Raw genomic sequence first — 15,094 nt, forward strand, 5'->3', positions numbered from 1 at the left:
CCCCTCTAATATTCGTGAATCTTCGGCCAGCCTATCGCCCACAGCGGTGAACGTGAAGATCCAACTCCCACTGTGCGGGTTTCCGCCAGGTGCGCCAATGCCCGGCACCAGGGCGCCGGGCATTGGAAGGTGATCTAGTTTTTCACTCAGGGATTAGTGGGTCGCAATGGGAGCCTGCTGCGAAGCCTGCTCGGCATTCTCCTTTTTGCCGCCAAGCAAGAATCCGATAATCAGGATGCCGATGCTGCACACCGCGCCAACCAAGAATCCCGGGGTGAACCCTTCCACGGTTGCGGTGAGCGTGTCCGTGCCCGAGGCAATCTTCGAGGCGGTGGTCGCGGCCACAACGCCAACGATCAGTGCGGTGCCCATGGCGCCTGCCAGCTGCTGCAAGGTGGAGAGCAGTGCGGATCCATGGGAGTGCAGGTGATGCGGCAGCGGATTCAGCGCCGTGGTGAACGCCGGGGTGAAGATGAATGCCAGTCCCAGGCTCATCACCAGGTGCATTACCACCAGCAACCAGATCGGGGTGGTCGCGTTCAGAATCAAGGCGTAGCCGAAGAGCGAAACCATCAGCACCAAGGCGCCGGGAACGATCAGCGGTCGGGCACCGACCTTGTCGTAGAGTTTGCCGACCAGCGGCGCCAGCAGACCCATCAGCAAACCGCCGGGCAGCATGATCAGTCCGGTGGTCAGCGTTTCAATACCCAGCACCGTGGTGAAGAACAGCGGCAACAAGATGATCACGCCGAACAGTGAAATCATTGCGAACATCATCAGCGCCAGGGACAAGGTGAAGTCACGGTAGGTCAACGAGCGCAGATCAAGCAAAGCCTTGTCGGCGTGCTGCAGCTTAACCTGCAGCAGCACGAACGCGATCAGGCACAGCACCGCCACCGCGAGGATGCCAATTCCCAGCGGGGTGACACCGGCCGACAGGCCGCTCAGGCCGTAAACCAGACCGCCGAAGCCCGGCACGGCCAAGATCAGCGACGGAACCGATAGCGGAGCCGAGTTGTCCCCCGGCTCATTCGACAGCCGCGGGGTGCCGATCAGCAAGGCGGCCACGGCGATCGGGATAATCACGATGAACATGAATCGCCAGGTGAGGTACTGCAAGATGATTCCGGACAGGGTCGGGCCGATGGCCGGGGCCACCGAGATCACGATGGACACGTTGCCCATCAGCACACCGCGGCGCGCCGGTGGCACCAGGTCAAGAATGGTGGTCATCAGCAGCGGCATCATGATTGCAGTGCCGCAAGCCTGGATGACTCGGGCAATCAGCAGCACCGCCAGGCCCGGGGAGACCGCCGCCAAAGCGGTACCCAGGGTGAACAGGCCAATGGCCAGCACAAATACCTTGCGGGTGCTCAACCGCTGCAGCAGGAATCCGGTCATTGGGATGACCACGGCCATGGTCAGCATGAAGATCGTGGAGAGCCACTGGATGGCATCCGCGGTGACGTTAAATTCTTCCATCAGCACGGGCAACGCCACGTTCATGATGGTTTCGTTGAGGATGACGACGAAGCTGGAGACGATCAGCACCGTAATCGTTGTGAAATTTTGTTTGCTCAAGCGCTCTGGAGCCTGTGACACGGCAGGGTCTGCTTCCAAGTGAAGGGCGAAAAGGAGGTCTGGCTCTCAGCATCAGTTGGGTTCTGATTGAGATACCCCAATCAATTTTACAGAGAGCTCCCATTCCGCGCTAGGGCGCGTTTCCCTCAGAATGGTGAGTTACGCAACACGGAATCAGATTCATGGCATGTGGGGTGTTTGTGTACGAAGATGGAAGCATGAACGTGCGCACGCCTGATCCCTATCCTGGATGGCTCTCTGAGGAAGATCTCTATGAGGCCCGCCAGCGCCTGCCCATGCTGTATGTCGAGGCCATTCCGGTGCGTCTGGACCCGCTGGGCTATGTCAACGAAGTCGGTTTGCTACTGACCGGAGATAACGACGGGCGCATGCTGCGCACCTTCGTTTCCGGACGCGTGATGTACCGCGAAACAATTCGCGCTGCACTCATCCGGCACATCGAAAAGGACCTGGGAACCATGGTGCTGCCGCAGCTGCCAGCTTCGCCGGTGCCGTTCACCGTGGCCGAATACTTCCCCGCGCCCAGCGAAACCGGCTTAACCGATAACCGCCAGCACGCGGTATCGATGTGCTACATCGTGCCGGTGCGCGGGGAGTCCACCCCTCGCCAGGACGCGTTGGAACTCACCTGGCTCACCCCGTCGGAAGCGCTGAGCAGCGACATCCAAGGTGAGTTCGCAGGCGGTCGAGAAAATATACTCCGTCAAGCATTAGCCCATGTCGGTGTGAATATTTAGCAATCCTAATTCTGGTTTGGCGGATCGATCCCGGCACGGCGCCGAATGATTCCGCCAAACCAGCTTCCCAAGAGCACCCCGCAGATACCCACCACGGAGCCGATCACGGTTTCAACCATGCGGTCGTACAGCAGATTCGTCGACAGGCCAGCCGCCACCGAAACTCCCACCAGGGCCAGCGGGGTCACAAAAATCTGCGCAAGGAAATAGTTGCGCATCACCAGCATCTCGGTCATGAACTGGAAAAACCCGATCAGGACCAGCAGCAGCCACAGCGGCGGATTCAGCACGATCAACAGTGCAACCAGGCTCAAACCCACCAGGGTCCCCAGCACACGGTGGATTCCGCGATGCAGCCTCAGCTTGGTGGTATGCCCGACCAACGGAACAACCGCCGCCACCATGGCCCAATAATTGTGTCCGGCCTCCAGCTGGCTGCCAACAATGTTCGCCACTGCACCGGCAATCCCGGCCGCCAAGATGTAGAACAGCCCTTCCCACCAGATCGCGGCACGGACGTTATCCGACAACGGGGGCAGCGGGGTTCGTTTCCACAGGCTTGACCACTGGCCCAACGCGCCGACGGCACCGATCGCCAGGGCCAGCAACATGGTCAGCACCGCAACCAGCAGCCCCTGCCAGATTGGCGCAGGTTGGGAGATCGAGGCAATCGCCGCAAAGGCGAAGATATGGAACAGAGACCCGGCCGGGCGTAGACGCATAAATCCAGCCAGCACCGAACAGATACCGGCAACCAATGTGGTCGCACCGACAATCTGCCACTGTTTGATCTCCGGTTGATCATGGGCGATCCAATAGTGCGACGCGAGCAGGGCCGCGGTAATCACGCCCAGCAGCAAGATTCCCGAACGGGTCTGCATCCGCAGTCGATTCCAGTAGCCGTCAACGCGGCCGTACACACCGGCAAAGGCTCCGAAGACCGCAAAAACCACCAGGTCCAAGCGGTCAATAAGCAGCAGGGTAATGAGTGGGGCAAAAACACCGATGGCTGTTCGCAAGCCGATCCAGTGATCCTTGCGGGCCGGGCCCAACGTAACTAACGACTTTGCCGATTCTCTTAATTGTTCCAGGCCCACAGTTTCCTTCCGTCACGTTGAACACAACAAGACAGCCTCCATTATTCGCCTTTTCCCGCACGAAAACCTAAGTTTGGGTATCGAATCACACTGTCGGTTTACTCACCGGCTCATTAAATACGGCAAACTTGATATGTGCCCGATACAGATTTTGATCCCAGTGCCCTCCACCCACGCCAGCAAGATTTCGGCTTCACCGTCGGGACCCGACTTGCCGCAGAAGACGGAACGCCCATGCTTGGCCGCACCGGAGTGATCCGTACGCCGCACGGCGAAGTCAAAACCCCGGCGTTTATTGCCGTTGGCACCAAGGCCACGGTCAAGGCGCTCACCCCGGAACATGTCAAGGAACTCGGCGCGCAAGCGGTGCTCTCCAACGCCTACCACCTGTATCTGCAACCAGGGGCAGACATCCTGGATGAGGCCGGAGGCCTGGGCAAGTTCATGGGCTGGGAGGGCCCGACCTTCACCGACTCCGGCGGATTCCAGGTCATGAGCCTGGGCTCGGGGTTCAAAAAGGTCATCGACATGAAATCCGTGGACCAGTCTGGCCCCGACGACGCCGTCGCCCCGGGCAAGGAACGTTTGGCGAACGTGGATGAAGATGGTGTCTGGTTCAAGTCCCATCTCGATGGCACCCGCCACCGTTTCTCCCCCGAGATCTCCATGGGTGTGCAACATCAGATCGGCGCGGACATCATGTTCGCCTTCGACGAGTTAACAACCTTGCAGAACTCCCGCGGTTACCAGGTTGAGTCCTTGGAACGCACCCGCAGGTGGGCGCAGCGCTGCATCGCCGAGCATTTTGCACTCACCGACGCCCGCGAAGGCAAGGAATACCAGGCCCTGTTCGGGGTGATCCAGGGGGCGCAGTACGAGGACCTGCGCCGCAAGGCTTGCCAGGATCTTGGGGCCATGGCCTTTGACGGCTTCGGTATTGGCGGGGCATTGGAAAAAGAAAACCTCGGCACCATCGTTGGCTGGTGCGCCGAGGAGCTGCCCGAGGACAAACCCCGGCACCTTTTGGGCATCTCGGAACCGGATGATATTTTCACCGCGATCGAAAACGGCGCGGACACCTTTGACTGCGTCTCGCCAACCCGCGTGGCCCGCAACTCCGCGTTCTACACCCCGTGGGGCCGGTTTAATCTTTCCGGAGCCCGCTACAAACGCGATTTCACCCCGCTGGTTGAAGGCTGCGAGTGTTATGCCTGCCAGAATTTCTCCCGCGCGTACATCCACCACCTGTACAAGTCCAAGGAGCTGCTCAGCCATACCCTGATTTCGATCCACAACGAACACTTCACCGTAGGTTTGGTGGAGTCCGCTCGCCAGGCGATCGAGGACGGTACGTTCTTCCAGCTCAAGGAACGTGTCTTGAGCAGCTACTACGCAGGCAAGCCCGATCCGCAGGGCACCGCGGTCGCACAGCCTGCCAAATAAGCTTCACCACGGCTGCCGGCTAATCCACCCTGATATCGCTGAGGGTTGGTTAGCCGGCCAGTTTTTTAACCGCCGGGACCGCACCGAGCAGGCAGATCACCCAAATCCCCCACGGGACCGCAAGCTGCGGGGTCAGCAGCAGGAAGTACAACACCGCTCCAGCTGCAACCGCGCGAAGCACGGTCCACAGCTGCCCGATCAGCACCGATGCCATGGACAGCTCGTTGGCAGCCCCGGCGAAGATTTCTTCCCAGTCCCGCTCTGCCCGGCGGGCATGAGCCAAGCTGGCAGCGGCCAGGCCCAACGCCGCCAGCACCACGGCCGCACCCCAGGCCCACCAGGTGATCCCGTTGAGCATCCCCAGACCAAACAAACCCAAGGTCCAGATGCCAAGCACCAGCAGGGCCAGAGTTGCTGCCACGCCAATTAATGCCCGTTCAAGTTGTTGAGAGCCAATCCCCAGCATGAGCCCTAGTTCCGGCTGGGTTGCGGCGGGGCGAAGGATTTCTGCTACGCAGTTGTTCAGCACCAGCAGCAAAATCGCCAGGGCCACGGTCATGACCAAGGCATTGGCCGCGGTCAATACGCTGAGCAGCAATACCAGTACCGCCAGGCTGTATCCCATCACTGGTTTCCAATACCCGCCACGCACACTGCGCAGCACAAGAACCCGCACCGCCACCGGCAAGACGTTGCCCAGCCGCCGACGGCCCCGTTTCGCCGGGCCGCGACGCCCGCGGTGGCGATCGATTCCACGCAGATCACCTTGCATCAATGCTCCGGCCAGCTGTTGCTGATGCAGACCAGCGGTGCGCAACGCGGCACCGGGTGTGCCAGAGAGCCTGCGAGTAGCCCAGAGAGCACACGGGACAGCGGCGAGAACCATGATGCAGGTCACCACAATCCACAGCTCCGCGTTCATCACGGCGCGATCCATCCATGCCAGTGGCGCGTCCAGGTTCAGCCCGCAAAGCTGGGCCGTCCATGCCAGCAGATACACCGCGGCGACGGCCCAGACCCCGGTCGAGCAGAACCTGATGGCGGCTCGTTGCCGGCCGGCTGATTGGGCGAGGCTAGCTGCGGCTCCGGCTCCGAGGCCGAATACGATCAAAAACCCGACAACCCACACCAGCAACTTGGCAGACCAGTTCGAGGTGAGCGCAAAAGTGGTGATGACCCACAGCAGCCCCAGAAACACACTGGTTGCCACCCCCAACCCCAGACTCCGCCACCACGGCCGGCGAAGCAGTTTCAAGCGGTCCACTGGTAACGGAAGCCACCAGTCTGCCTGTTGAGGTTCCAGCGCATTCGGACCGAGGTAGAGCATCAGCCTGAAAACCAACAGCATCAGCATCGGCAGTGCGAACAGCACGACCGCGTTCAGTCCCCAGCGCGCGGTGCCAAGCTCCAGATGTGCAACGCCGGTACTCAACAGCACAAAAACAGCCCCATAGAGCGCACTGCTGAGGTAGGCCAGCGCCACCACAGCGGCCAACACCCAAATATAGATCTCGGAGAACACGTCGAAACGTTGCGCAAAGCTGCGCCTGGCGCGCACGCGGTGAAGGATATCGCCAGGGTTGTAGTTGCTGATGTTGGCGCGCTCGGTGTCAGCGTTCAAGCCACTGCGCTCCCTGCTCGGCACTCAGGTATTCCCCGGCATCCCCTTCCACAAGCAGTACCCGGCTCAGGCAGTGCCGCAACATCTTCGGGTCGTGGGTCACCGCCAGGATGCTGACCGCTTGGGTTCGCAATTGGGCCAAACGCTCATACAACCGCTGCCTGATACGCAGGTCGAGGCGTTGTTCCGGCTCGTCGAGGATCAGCAGTTCCGCTGGACGGATCAGCGTCGCGGCCAGCAGCAGCTTTCGGCATTGCCCCGAGGACAATTCACCCGGCACGTGGTCGGCCACGGCGCTCAACTCGAAAAACTCCAGCTCGTGCTCGACCTTGGATTCCCAGCGCGCGAGCCCATGCCCCCGCGCCACCATTTCCAAGTGTTCGGCGACGCTCAGCTCCTCTAAAAACGCGCCGTCGCTGACTTGGACCGCAACGTTCCGGCGGAAGTCCAGGCGGTCTTCATCCAGTGGCAGGCCGCGATACTCGGTGCTTCCGGACAGCGCCGGAATCCGCGCAAGAAGTGTTGCCAGCAGCGTTGATTTACCGCTGCCGTTCGAACCAATCACGCCCAACCCGTCCCCTGCACGCAACTGCAGATCGAGGGGCCCGCAGATCCGGCGCTGCGGATATCCGATAATCAGCCCGCGAGCATCCACCAAGGACCGGATTTCTGAGTCACTCTCCATGGCTTCAGCCTAACCATCGCCGGAGCTTCAGGCAGTAGACCGAAATGATGAATCCGGGGATTACTCCCGCCCAGCCAACAACTGTCCGTACCCAGGCTCCCGCTTCTTAAACCAGCGGATCACCAAGGAAGTGACAGGGACAAAAATGATTTCCACCGCGGTCTTGTACAGGAAGCCAACCACCACGTAGTTGATGAACGTCGGGGCATCGGAAATCCCGAGAACCGGGGCGGCGATACTGCAGAAAATAATGGTGTCCAGCAACTCGCCGACACCACTGGAGCCGATCAGCCGGCCGATCAGCCCTCGCTCGCCGGTGCGCTCCTTGAGTTTCACCAGCACCCATGAATTGGCCAATTGCCCCACCAGGAAACCGGCAGCCGAAGCAAGGACAATCTGCCAGATCGGTCCGAGGGTGCGTTCAAGCGCCTCTTGCCCATCATAAAAATCGGCGGCTGGAAGCTGAATCATGATCCAGAAACAGACAACAGCAAAAAACGCGAGCACAAACGTCGTGATGATTGAGCGCCGGGCGGCCTTCAGCCCGTAGACCTCGGAAATGACGTCACCGAGGATATACGCCAACGGAAATAGGAAGAATCCACCATCGGTCACCAAGGGGCCAATGGTGACGCCTTTGGAAGCTCCGATGTTGGAGAGGATGACCACCGCGCCCATAAGAGTTAACACGGTGGAGAAGTACGGCGACCCCGCTGCGGCAAAAACTGCCTTGGAAGAAGGGTGCACAGAAGTGTTGGCGTTGGATTCGCCCATGATTTGTCCTTGTCAAAGTGGTTCGCCAGAATTCCCTGTGCGCCGACCGCCCCTACACCCTGCGCAATTCAAGGGGGTAGCAGTCGGCGGGCTTGCAATCCCGCTGTATTAGCACTTACCGATCAAGTATCCCACGGGCCACTAGGCCCTTTTCGTTGACCTACCTCATAGTAACAATGAACTCAGAACTTCTGATCCCGAAATCAGACATCTCACCTGATGTTCTTTGAAACATGTATTCGAGGTACGAACGGGCATGGTGACGCGCCTCCCCCGAATCCGCATGAAGCGAAAGACTTTTTGAACGCGTTCAAAAAGATCGCTAGAATCGTGTACATGAGCATTCAGCCGCGCACACTCAAGGGGCAGGAAACCCAGGCAAAACTCCTGCACACCGCGTTGGATTGTTTTGCCACCGAGGGGTACAAGGCATCGAGCATGCGGGTAATCGCAGCCCGCGCCGGGGTGTCGCTTTCCCACGCCTATTACTATTTCTCCTCCAAAGAGGACATCATTGCCCGGTTGCTGCTGAATCTGCGGACCGAACAGTTCGAGCGGTGCCACGCGGTGTTAGATGAAGGAAACACCCTGGAGAGCAATATCCGGGTGGTTTTTCAGTCGGGCCTTGAGGTCATTCGGCCATATCACGAATTCGGTCCGGCATTCCTGAAGGTATTGCTCTCACAGGACCTCATGGAAGAGGAACTCGCCGCCATTGAGTTCTCGCTGTGGGAAAAGGCCGTCGCTGGAGCGCGCCCCTTGCCGCCACTGGGTATCAGGCGAGATCTGCCCAAGTTCCTTTGGCTACTTTCACGACAGCTGTTCTCCGCCTGGGCCTACGACCAATCCGCTAATCAACGCCGTTCACTGGTGCTCATGAACAACGCCGCCCCGGTCGTGGCCAAATTCGCGGTCCTGTGCCGGCTTCCGGTGGTGCGTTCGCTCTTTGAGGACATCCTGTCGCTGATGGATTCCGGGAACTCGATACCCGAGCAAAAGAACACCCAAGATCCAGCGCACAGGGTCTCCAAAGCCTCATAGTGCCGCACCCGCTGATCCCCACCTCTTCGCGGGAATATGACGCTCATCGGCCATCGGTGGCCCGGGTTCTGAAGTCATCATGGTTTGGGCGTAAAGTCTGAGGTGAGAACCGGTGACCCCGGCCGAGAAGGAGTGCGAAACACAATGAGCGGAACACGACGTAAATTACCAGCTTGGACCGAAGCCTACGCGCTGCTGCGCGACCGCATTGCTTCGTTCCCCACGCCCGGTGAGATCCGATCGGTGAACCACGACGGTGAAGACGTCGAAATACTCAGCTATTGGCCGGATGATTCGTGGGTTCCGGCCGCAGACGCGCAGCGGCTTGTCCTTCTGGGACCGGCCAAGGAGCACACCGCGCTCGCCCTGCAGCAGGCTGGCTGGAGTGAAACCGCACGAATGTCGCTGTTGGCCGGCAAACCCGATGACGTCGAGCAGGTTGTTAAACTTCCGGATACCTCGGCGTTGTTCGAAGCCCCGATGAACGACTATGACGTCGTCGAGGTTACCGACTTCGATCGCCCCGTGGCTCGCGGCCGGATGCATTACGGCGCAAACTTCGCACTGCTCTCAGACCCGGACCTGCACGCCCCCAGCGATCCGGATACCGTACGTCGGGCAGTTCTGGCGAATTTCGCCGGTGCGGCTTACAGCCACGGGATACCATGGCTCTTACTGGTCGCTTCCAGTGACAACGCGCAGCGGCTGGCCGAAGGCTGGTCCAAGGCGACAGATCTCAGCTTCTGGCAACAGAGCTAACTATTTCCACCAATACGCACAACCATTCATGGGACTATGACTACTTCAAACATCGCAAGCAGCCCTGCGCTCACACTGACCATCGCAGGTTCCGAGGCAACCGGCGGCGCTGGCGCCCAAGCCGACCTTAAGACCTTTCAGGAGCTGGGCACCTACGGCATCGTCGCGCTCACTTGCATCGTGTCCTTCGACCCCAAGGATTCCTGGAACCACCGCTTTGTGCCGGTGGATCAGCAGGTCATCGCCGACCAGCTTGAAGCCATCCAGGCCTGCTACGAAGACAAGCTCGGAACCGTCAAGCTAGGCATGATGGGCTCCCCGGCCACCATCAACACCGTTGCCACCGCCTTGAAGTCGCAGCAGTGGGACAACGTCCTGCTTGACCCGGTACTGATCTGCAAAGGCCAGGAGCCAGGCCACGCCCTGGACACCGATGAAGCACTGAAGGCCAACCTGTTGCCGCTGGCCACCTTCGTCACCCCGAACCACTTCGAGGCCGAACAGCTTTCGGGTTTGAGCATCACTTCGGAGGACGACCTGGTGGCTGCCGCCAAGAAGATCCATGAGATCTCCGGCGCGGCCGTTTTGGCCAAGGGCGGTGTCCGCATTGCGGGCGAAGACGCAGTGGACGTGTTCTACGACGGCACCACCCTGGAAATCCTGCGCGAAAAGAAGATCGGCGAGGTCGCCGTATCCGGCGCCGGATGCTCGCTGGCCGCCGCGGTGACCGCAGAACTCGCCAAGGGCGCAACCCCGCTTCAAGCAGCCCGCACCGCCAAGGCCTTCGTCACCGAGGGCATCCGCAACCGCGTAGCCGGCAATACTCCGTTCGACGCCCTCTGGCAGGGTGGCCGCCGGTAGTCACACCGTTGTTTCGCCACGGCGCCGAGGAGCTTCTCCTCGGCGCCGTGTTTTTGCCTTCTGACCAGTAATTCTTGAGCACATGGCTTTGACCTTGCTAAAGTGGTTGAAGATTTTTAATTTGTTGCGTGCCTGGGCACGGGAAAGGGCGGTCGGCGATGCACGCCACTTTGACGCTCTGCCCGTTCGTCTCCACGGCGGACGGGGCAACTCGCAAGTAGCTAAAGCTTCAACACCCATGTTGCAGCGCCTTGTCAGCGACCCCGAAACAATTCCGCCAGTGCTGGGACCCGCCCATTTCCCACCATTTGCGCACGTTTTGCGCGCCGTCCGCCGACCCTAAGCGGTCCCCGGACGGACTTTCCAAGGAATTGCCATGCAGCCAATAACCGAAAAAACCATCCGCTCAAGCTTCATCAATGCCAGCCGCCAAGAAGCGAAGAAGCTCACCCTGCCCGAGAACTTCGACTCCCTGGAGTGGGAATCATTGGAATACCTTGGCTGGCGAGACCCAAAGATGCCGCAACGCGGCTACATGGTGTACACCAATGCCGAAGGTGAAACCCGGGGCCTGTTGTTGCGCGCCACCGATGGAACTCGCAAGGCCGCAAGCGCGGCAATGTGCGAGATGTGCCGCGACGTCACCCTGCCCTGCGCGGTAGGGATGTTCACCACCCGCCGTTCAGGCCAGGCAGGGCGTGATGGCGACACCCTCGGAACACTGATGTGTACACATTTCGAGTGCTCAACCAATGTGCGAATCGCACCACCCAAGGATCCGATCAACCCCGATCCGCTGGTGGTTGTTGCGCAACGCATCGTTCAGCTCGATCAACGGGTGGATAGTTTCATCCAGCGCGTGTGAACCACTACGGCGGAACCGCAATCGAGATTTTGCGGTTCCGCCGGAACTCCCCGATTCTCCACCACTGGCGGTGATCTACACACCTCAAATTCGTGTACCGAAAATCTAAAAATTTAGCCGCCTCCGCAACGAGCTATATCCACTTCTGCGGTGCAAACTCCACTAAACAAGTCTGAAAGACTGATGGTTCCGCCGAGAACGACAGCAATAAATTGTTCAATATCCCCTTGATATATGACGTAGGTCACCTAAAATTCCAGACTAGGGGTTCAGTGCGTCAGCGGACGTTGGCCCCTGGACGATCATCATTGCACGCACCGCTTTGTCGCATCGGCCGCCCGGAAATGGGCGCATTTCCGCTGTCCAGCTCGGCTAGGAGAATCATGGTCACACGGCGCTCTGACAAGTTGCCGCGCCTCGTGTTGGGATCCGCCACTGCTTTGGCATTGGTAGTTTCCGTCACGGGCACCGCAAGCGCAGTCAACCTCCCCCAACCTGCAAGCGGTGATGAGGCGGCCTCGTTGCCCATCACCCGCAGCGATACCCTGTCAAACCTCAAAGTTTCGCAACCTCTGGCAAAAGCCAGCGGTGAAGTTTCGGTCTTTGTACAGTTGGAAGGCGACGGCGCCTTCCAAGAAGTGGAGAAGTCCGGCAAGTCCAAAGACACGGCCAAGGTCAAAAAGATCCGTTCCGAAGTGAAGCTCAAAGGAAAGGAACTCGCGGACGAGGCAGATTCCGAGGTCATCTACTCAACGTCAAATGCCCTGCGCGGAGTCGCACTGACCGGTGACGCGGATCAGCTACGTGATCTGGCAGAACGCACCGATGTCACCAAAATCAGTGCCATCGTTCCGAAAAAACCCGCCAACCGCGGTTCGGTCATCGACACCGGCGCCCTTGAATCCTGGACCGCGTTGGACAAAACCGGTGACGGAATAAAGATCGCGGTGCTGGATACCGGTATCGACTACACCCATGCCAGCTTCGGCGGCCCTGGAACGTTGGAGGCATACAAACAAGCTCAGGCATCTTCTGGTCTTCCGGCAGCTGGTTCAGGTTTGCTGGATCCCAAGAAGTTTGTCGGCGGCTGGGACCTCGTAGGTGATAACTACAACGCAGACCCGGACGCAGATGACTACCAGCCGATCCCCAATCCAGACCCCAACCCGCTGGACTGCGAATTCGCCGGCCATGGCTCCCACGTGGCAGGCACCGCCGCCGGTTACGGGGTGAACGCTGACGGCTCGACCTTCACCAGCGACTACTCCACGCTGGACGCTGAGACAGTGATGGGCATGAAGGTCGGCCCCGGCTCCGCACCAGAAGCCCAGCTGATCGGCATCCGCGTTTTCGGCTGCACGGGCTCCTCCGATGTGGTCGGGCAGGCCTTGGACTACGTCCTTGATCCAAACGGCGACGGCGACTTCTCGGATCGTGCAGACGTGGTCAATATGTCCCTGGGTTCGGACCATTCCCCGGTCGAAGATCCGGAAAATGACATCGTTGACGCACTCTCCGAGGCCGGCATTCTGTCGGTTGTGGCTTCCGGCAATGCCGGAGACGTTACCGATGTCGGCGGCTCACCGGGCAACTCCCGCAGCTCGCTGACCGTCGCGAACTCGGTTGGCTCCTCCCTGACCATGGACAAGATCCGTGTTGATGCCCCCTCGGATGTCGCCGGCGACGTTGCCGGACAGTATTCGGCGAACTTCAACTACACCGCCGCAGATCCGGCATCGCTGTCCGGCGAGGTGGTCATGGCCCCAGCGGCCAATGCCTTTGGCTGCAACGCCTTTGAGGCAGGATCGCTGACCGGCAAGTGGGTCTGGCTGAAGTGGAGCGAGAACGGCGAATTCCCGTGCGGTTCCGCGGCCCGCTTCAACAACGCCCAGGCTGCAGGCGCCACCGGTATCCTGCTGGATTCCGAGGCAAACGTTTTCGATGCCGGCATCGCCGGCAACACCACGATCCCCGGCGCCCAGCTGACCCTGGATAACTCCACCAAGCTGCGTCCGGCCGCCGAGGCGGGCACGCTGAAAGTCACGTTGTCCCCTGACTTCGCCGGGGCGGCTTCCAGCCCTTCCGGTGTCCTTGACACCCTCAATCCTTCATCTTCCCGCGGGGTCCACGGCTCCAACGGCATCGTGAAACCGGATGTCGCCGCCATGGGCACCCAGATCGGTTCGGTTGGTGTCGGCACCGGCAACGGCGTGGCGGTCATGTCCGGAACCTCCATGGCTACCCCGCTGGTTGCCGGAATCGCCGCGCTGGTCCTTGAAGACAAGGACCTGACTCCGGCGCAGGCCAAGAGCATCGTGATGAACACGGCCGCCACCGACATCCTTGATGCTAAGGGCAACGCGTACGGCCCCACCCGGGTGGGTGCTGGCCGGGTGATGGCGCGGCAAGCCATCTCCACCCCTGCCTACGCCTACGCATCCAAGGACAAAGATCTGACCAGTGTGGTGTTTGGCGTCATCGAGCTTGAAGGGAAAAAGCAGTACAAGGCCAGCCGGGATATCACGGTGAAAAACACCAGCCGCAAAACCCAGAACTACACGGTGAAGTATGTGCCGGCCACGGAAATTCCCGGCGCCAGTTACAGCCTCGACCGCCGGACGGTGAGTCTTGCACCGGGTAAAACCGCCAAGGTGAAGATCACCCTCAAGGTCGACCCCAAACGGTGGGCCAAGAGCATGGATCCGACCCTGGATACCGCGCAGTCCGGCTTGGAACGGGCCTGGGTCGCGGATGCCACCGGCCGGGTGGAGCTGACCAGCAAGTCGGCTCCGACCTTGCGGGTTCCGGTCCAGGCTGCGCCCAAACTCGCCGCCGATATGTCCGGAAAAATCAAGACGGTCAAGAAGGGCAAAAACGGTTCGGCTCTGGAGTTGTCGCTGAAGGGTCATGACATCACCGCCGGCCAGGGTCCTAGCCAGGTCTTCTCCCTGCTGGGAGCCTTTGAATTGGGTGCCAGCAGCAAACGCGGCCCGTCCTCGCTCGACGCCATTCCCGGCGCACGATCGATGGACCTGCAGCATGTCGGCGCTTCGAGCACCGCACCGCGCACCGGTGTTGCCGATGGCTTGCTGAATATCGGCATCTCCACCTGGGCCAACTGGGCACACCTTGCCGGTGGCACGGAGCTTGATGTTGAAATCGATACCGATAACGACGGAACCGCGGATTTTGTCACCTTCACCACGGCCATCGATGAAGTCGACCTTGATCTGGCCGCCACCTTCGATTTGAAGACCGGCGAACAGGTCGACCTGCAACCGGTCAACGGGGTGCTGGGAGATGTGGACACCAACAGCTTCGACACCAACACGGCGATCTTGCCGGTGTCGTTGGCGGCGCTGGGCCTGACCGAGGATTCCGCGGTCATCTCATACCGGGTGGCGAGCTACTCCTGGTACAACACCAATGAGGAAGGATCGATGGTTCCGATCGACCAGACCGGATGGGTCAAGTTCAACGTGGCCAAACCGAAGGTCGACTTCGGGGCCACCGGCACCCTGTTCACCGATCTGGACGACACCCGTCTTCCGGTGACCGTCGACCGCAATGCCAAGGACGCCAAGGCCTTGCTGCTGCACCTGGGCTGAA

Annotated in this window: 12 protein-coding genes; 7 read left to right on the plus strand and 5 right to left on the minus strand. The window is 60.1% G+C overall.

Annotated elements, in window-relative coordinates:
• Positions 1 to 153: 153 nt before the first annotated feature.
• Positions 154 to 1,581, minus strand: a complete 1,428-nt coding sequence (locus ACIOWL_RS11120; RefSeq protein ID WP_400384742.1) for an MDR family MFS transporter — start codon at positions 1,579 to 1,581, stop codon at positions 154 to 156.
• Positions 1,582 to 1,799: 218 nt separating this feature from the next.
• Between ACIOWL_RS11120 and ACIOWL_RS11125 the strand changes: the two genes are divergently transcribed.
• Entirely contained in the window at positions 1,800 to 2,339 is a 540-nt protein-coding gene (locus ACIOWL_RS11125) for an NUDIX hydrolase family protein (RefSeq protein WP_400384743.1), read from the plus strand.
• Positions 2,340 to 2,344: 5 nt separating this feature from the next.
• On the opposite strand, the gene ACIOWL_RS11130 is transcribed toward ACIOWL_RS11125, so the two are convergent.
• Complete coding sequence (locus ACIOWL_RS11130) at positions 2,345 to 3,358, minus strand: FUSC family protein (protein WP_400384745.1); 1,014 nt, start codon at positions 3,356 to 3,358, stop codon at positions 2,345 to 2,347.
• Between the two features lie 213 nt (positions 3,359 to 3,571).
• On the opposite strand from ACIOWL_RS11130, the gene tgt reads away from it, so the two are divergent.
• Positions 3,572 to 4,879 (plus strand): tRNA guanosine(34) transglycosylase Tgt, encoded by a 1,308-nt coding sequence (gene tgt, locus ACIOWL_RS11135; RefSeq protein WP_400384747.1) that lies wholly within the window; start codon positions 3,572 to 3,574, stop codon positions 4,877 to 4,879.
• Positions 4,880 to 4,928: 49 nt separating this feature from the next.
• Here tgt and ACIOWL_RS11140 read toward each other — a convergent pair whose 3' ends face one another.
• From ACIOWL_RS11140 to ACIOWL_RS11150, 3 genes are read right to left on the minus strand one after another with little or no spacing between them, the layout of a single operon-like run.
• A complete protein-coding gene (locus ACIOWL_RS11140) occupies positions 4,929 to 6,500 on the minus strand; it encodes a DUF6297 family protein (RefSeq protein ID WP_400384749.1) in 1,572 nt (523 codons plus the stop codon).
• On the minus strand, positions 6,490 to 7,185 hold the full coding sequence (locus ACIOWL_RS11145) for an ATP-binding cassette domain-containing protein (RefSeq protein WP_400384750.1): 696 nt from the start codon (positions 7,183 to 7,185) through the stop codon (positions 6,490 to 6,492). Before ACIOWL_RS11145 ends, ACIOWL_RS11140 begins: the two co-directional genes overlap by 11 nt.
• A gap of 60 nt (positions 7,186 to 7,245) precedes the next feature.
• Positions 7,246 to 7,959 (minus strand): queuosine precursor transporter, encoded by a 714-nt coding sequence (locus tag ACIOWL_RS11150; protein WP_400384752.1) that lies wholly within the window; start codon positions 7,957 to 7,959, stop codon positions 7,246 to 7,248.
• Positions 7,960 to 8,295: 336 nt separating this feature from the next.
• Here ACIOWL_RS11150 and ACIOWL_RS11155 point away from each other — a divergent pair, with 336 nt between their 5' ends.
• The 5 genes from ACIOWL_RS11155 to ACIOWL_RS11175 all read left to right on the plus strand — a co-directional run bounded on the left by ACIOWL_RS11155 (position 8,296) and on the right by ACIOWL_RS11175 (position 15,093).
• The gene (locus ACIOWL_RS11155; RefSeq protein WP_400384753.1) at positions 8,296 to 9,000 is read left to right on the plus strand and encodes a TetR/AcrR family transcriptional regulator; all 705 of its coding nucleotides are present in this window, start codon (positions 8,296 to 8,298) and stop codon (positions 8,998 to 9,000) included.
• Positions 9,001 to 9,144: 144 nt separating this feature from the next.
• A complete protein-coding gene (locus tag ACIOWL_RS11160) occupies positions 9,145 to 9,759 on the plus strand; it encodes a hypothetical protein (protein WP_400384755.1) in 615 nt (204 codons plus the stop codon).
• A 36-nt stretch (positions 9,760 to 9,795) separates the two neighbouring features.
• Entirely contained in the window at positions 9,796 to 10,620 is an 825-nt protein-coding gene (locus ACIOWL_RS11165) for a hydroxymethylpyrimidine/phosphomethylpyrimidine kinase (protein ID WP_400384757.1), read from the plus strand.
• Between the two features lie 376 nt (positions 10,621 to 10,996).
• Positions 10,997 to 11,485 (plus strand): FBP domain-containing protein, encoded by a 489-nt coding sequence (locus ACIOWL_RS11170; protein WP_400384759.1) that lies wholly within the window; start codon positions 10,997 to 10,999, stop codon positions 11,483 to 11,485.
• Positions 11,486 to 11,868: 383 nt separating this feature from the next.
• Positions 11,869 to 15,093, plus strand: coding sequence for a S8 family serine peptidase (locus ACIOWL_RS11175; RefSeq protein ID WP_400384761.1), 3,225 nt, complete (start codon positions 11,869 to 11,871; stop codon positions 15,091 to 15,093).
• The last annotated feature ends 1 nt before the right edge of the window (position 15,094 follow it).

Source organism: Glutamicibacter sp. NPDC087344 (assembly GCF_044744225.1).
In the GTDB taxonomy this organism is placed as follows: Bacteria; Actinomycetota; Actinomycetes; order Actinomycetales; family Micrococcaceae; genus Glutamicibacter.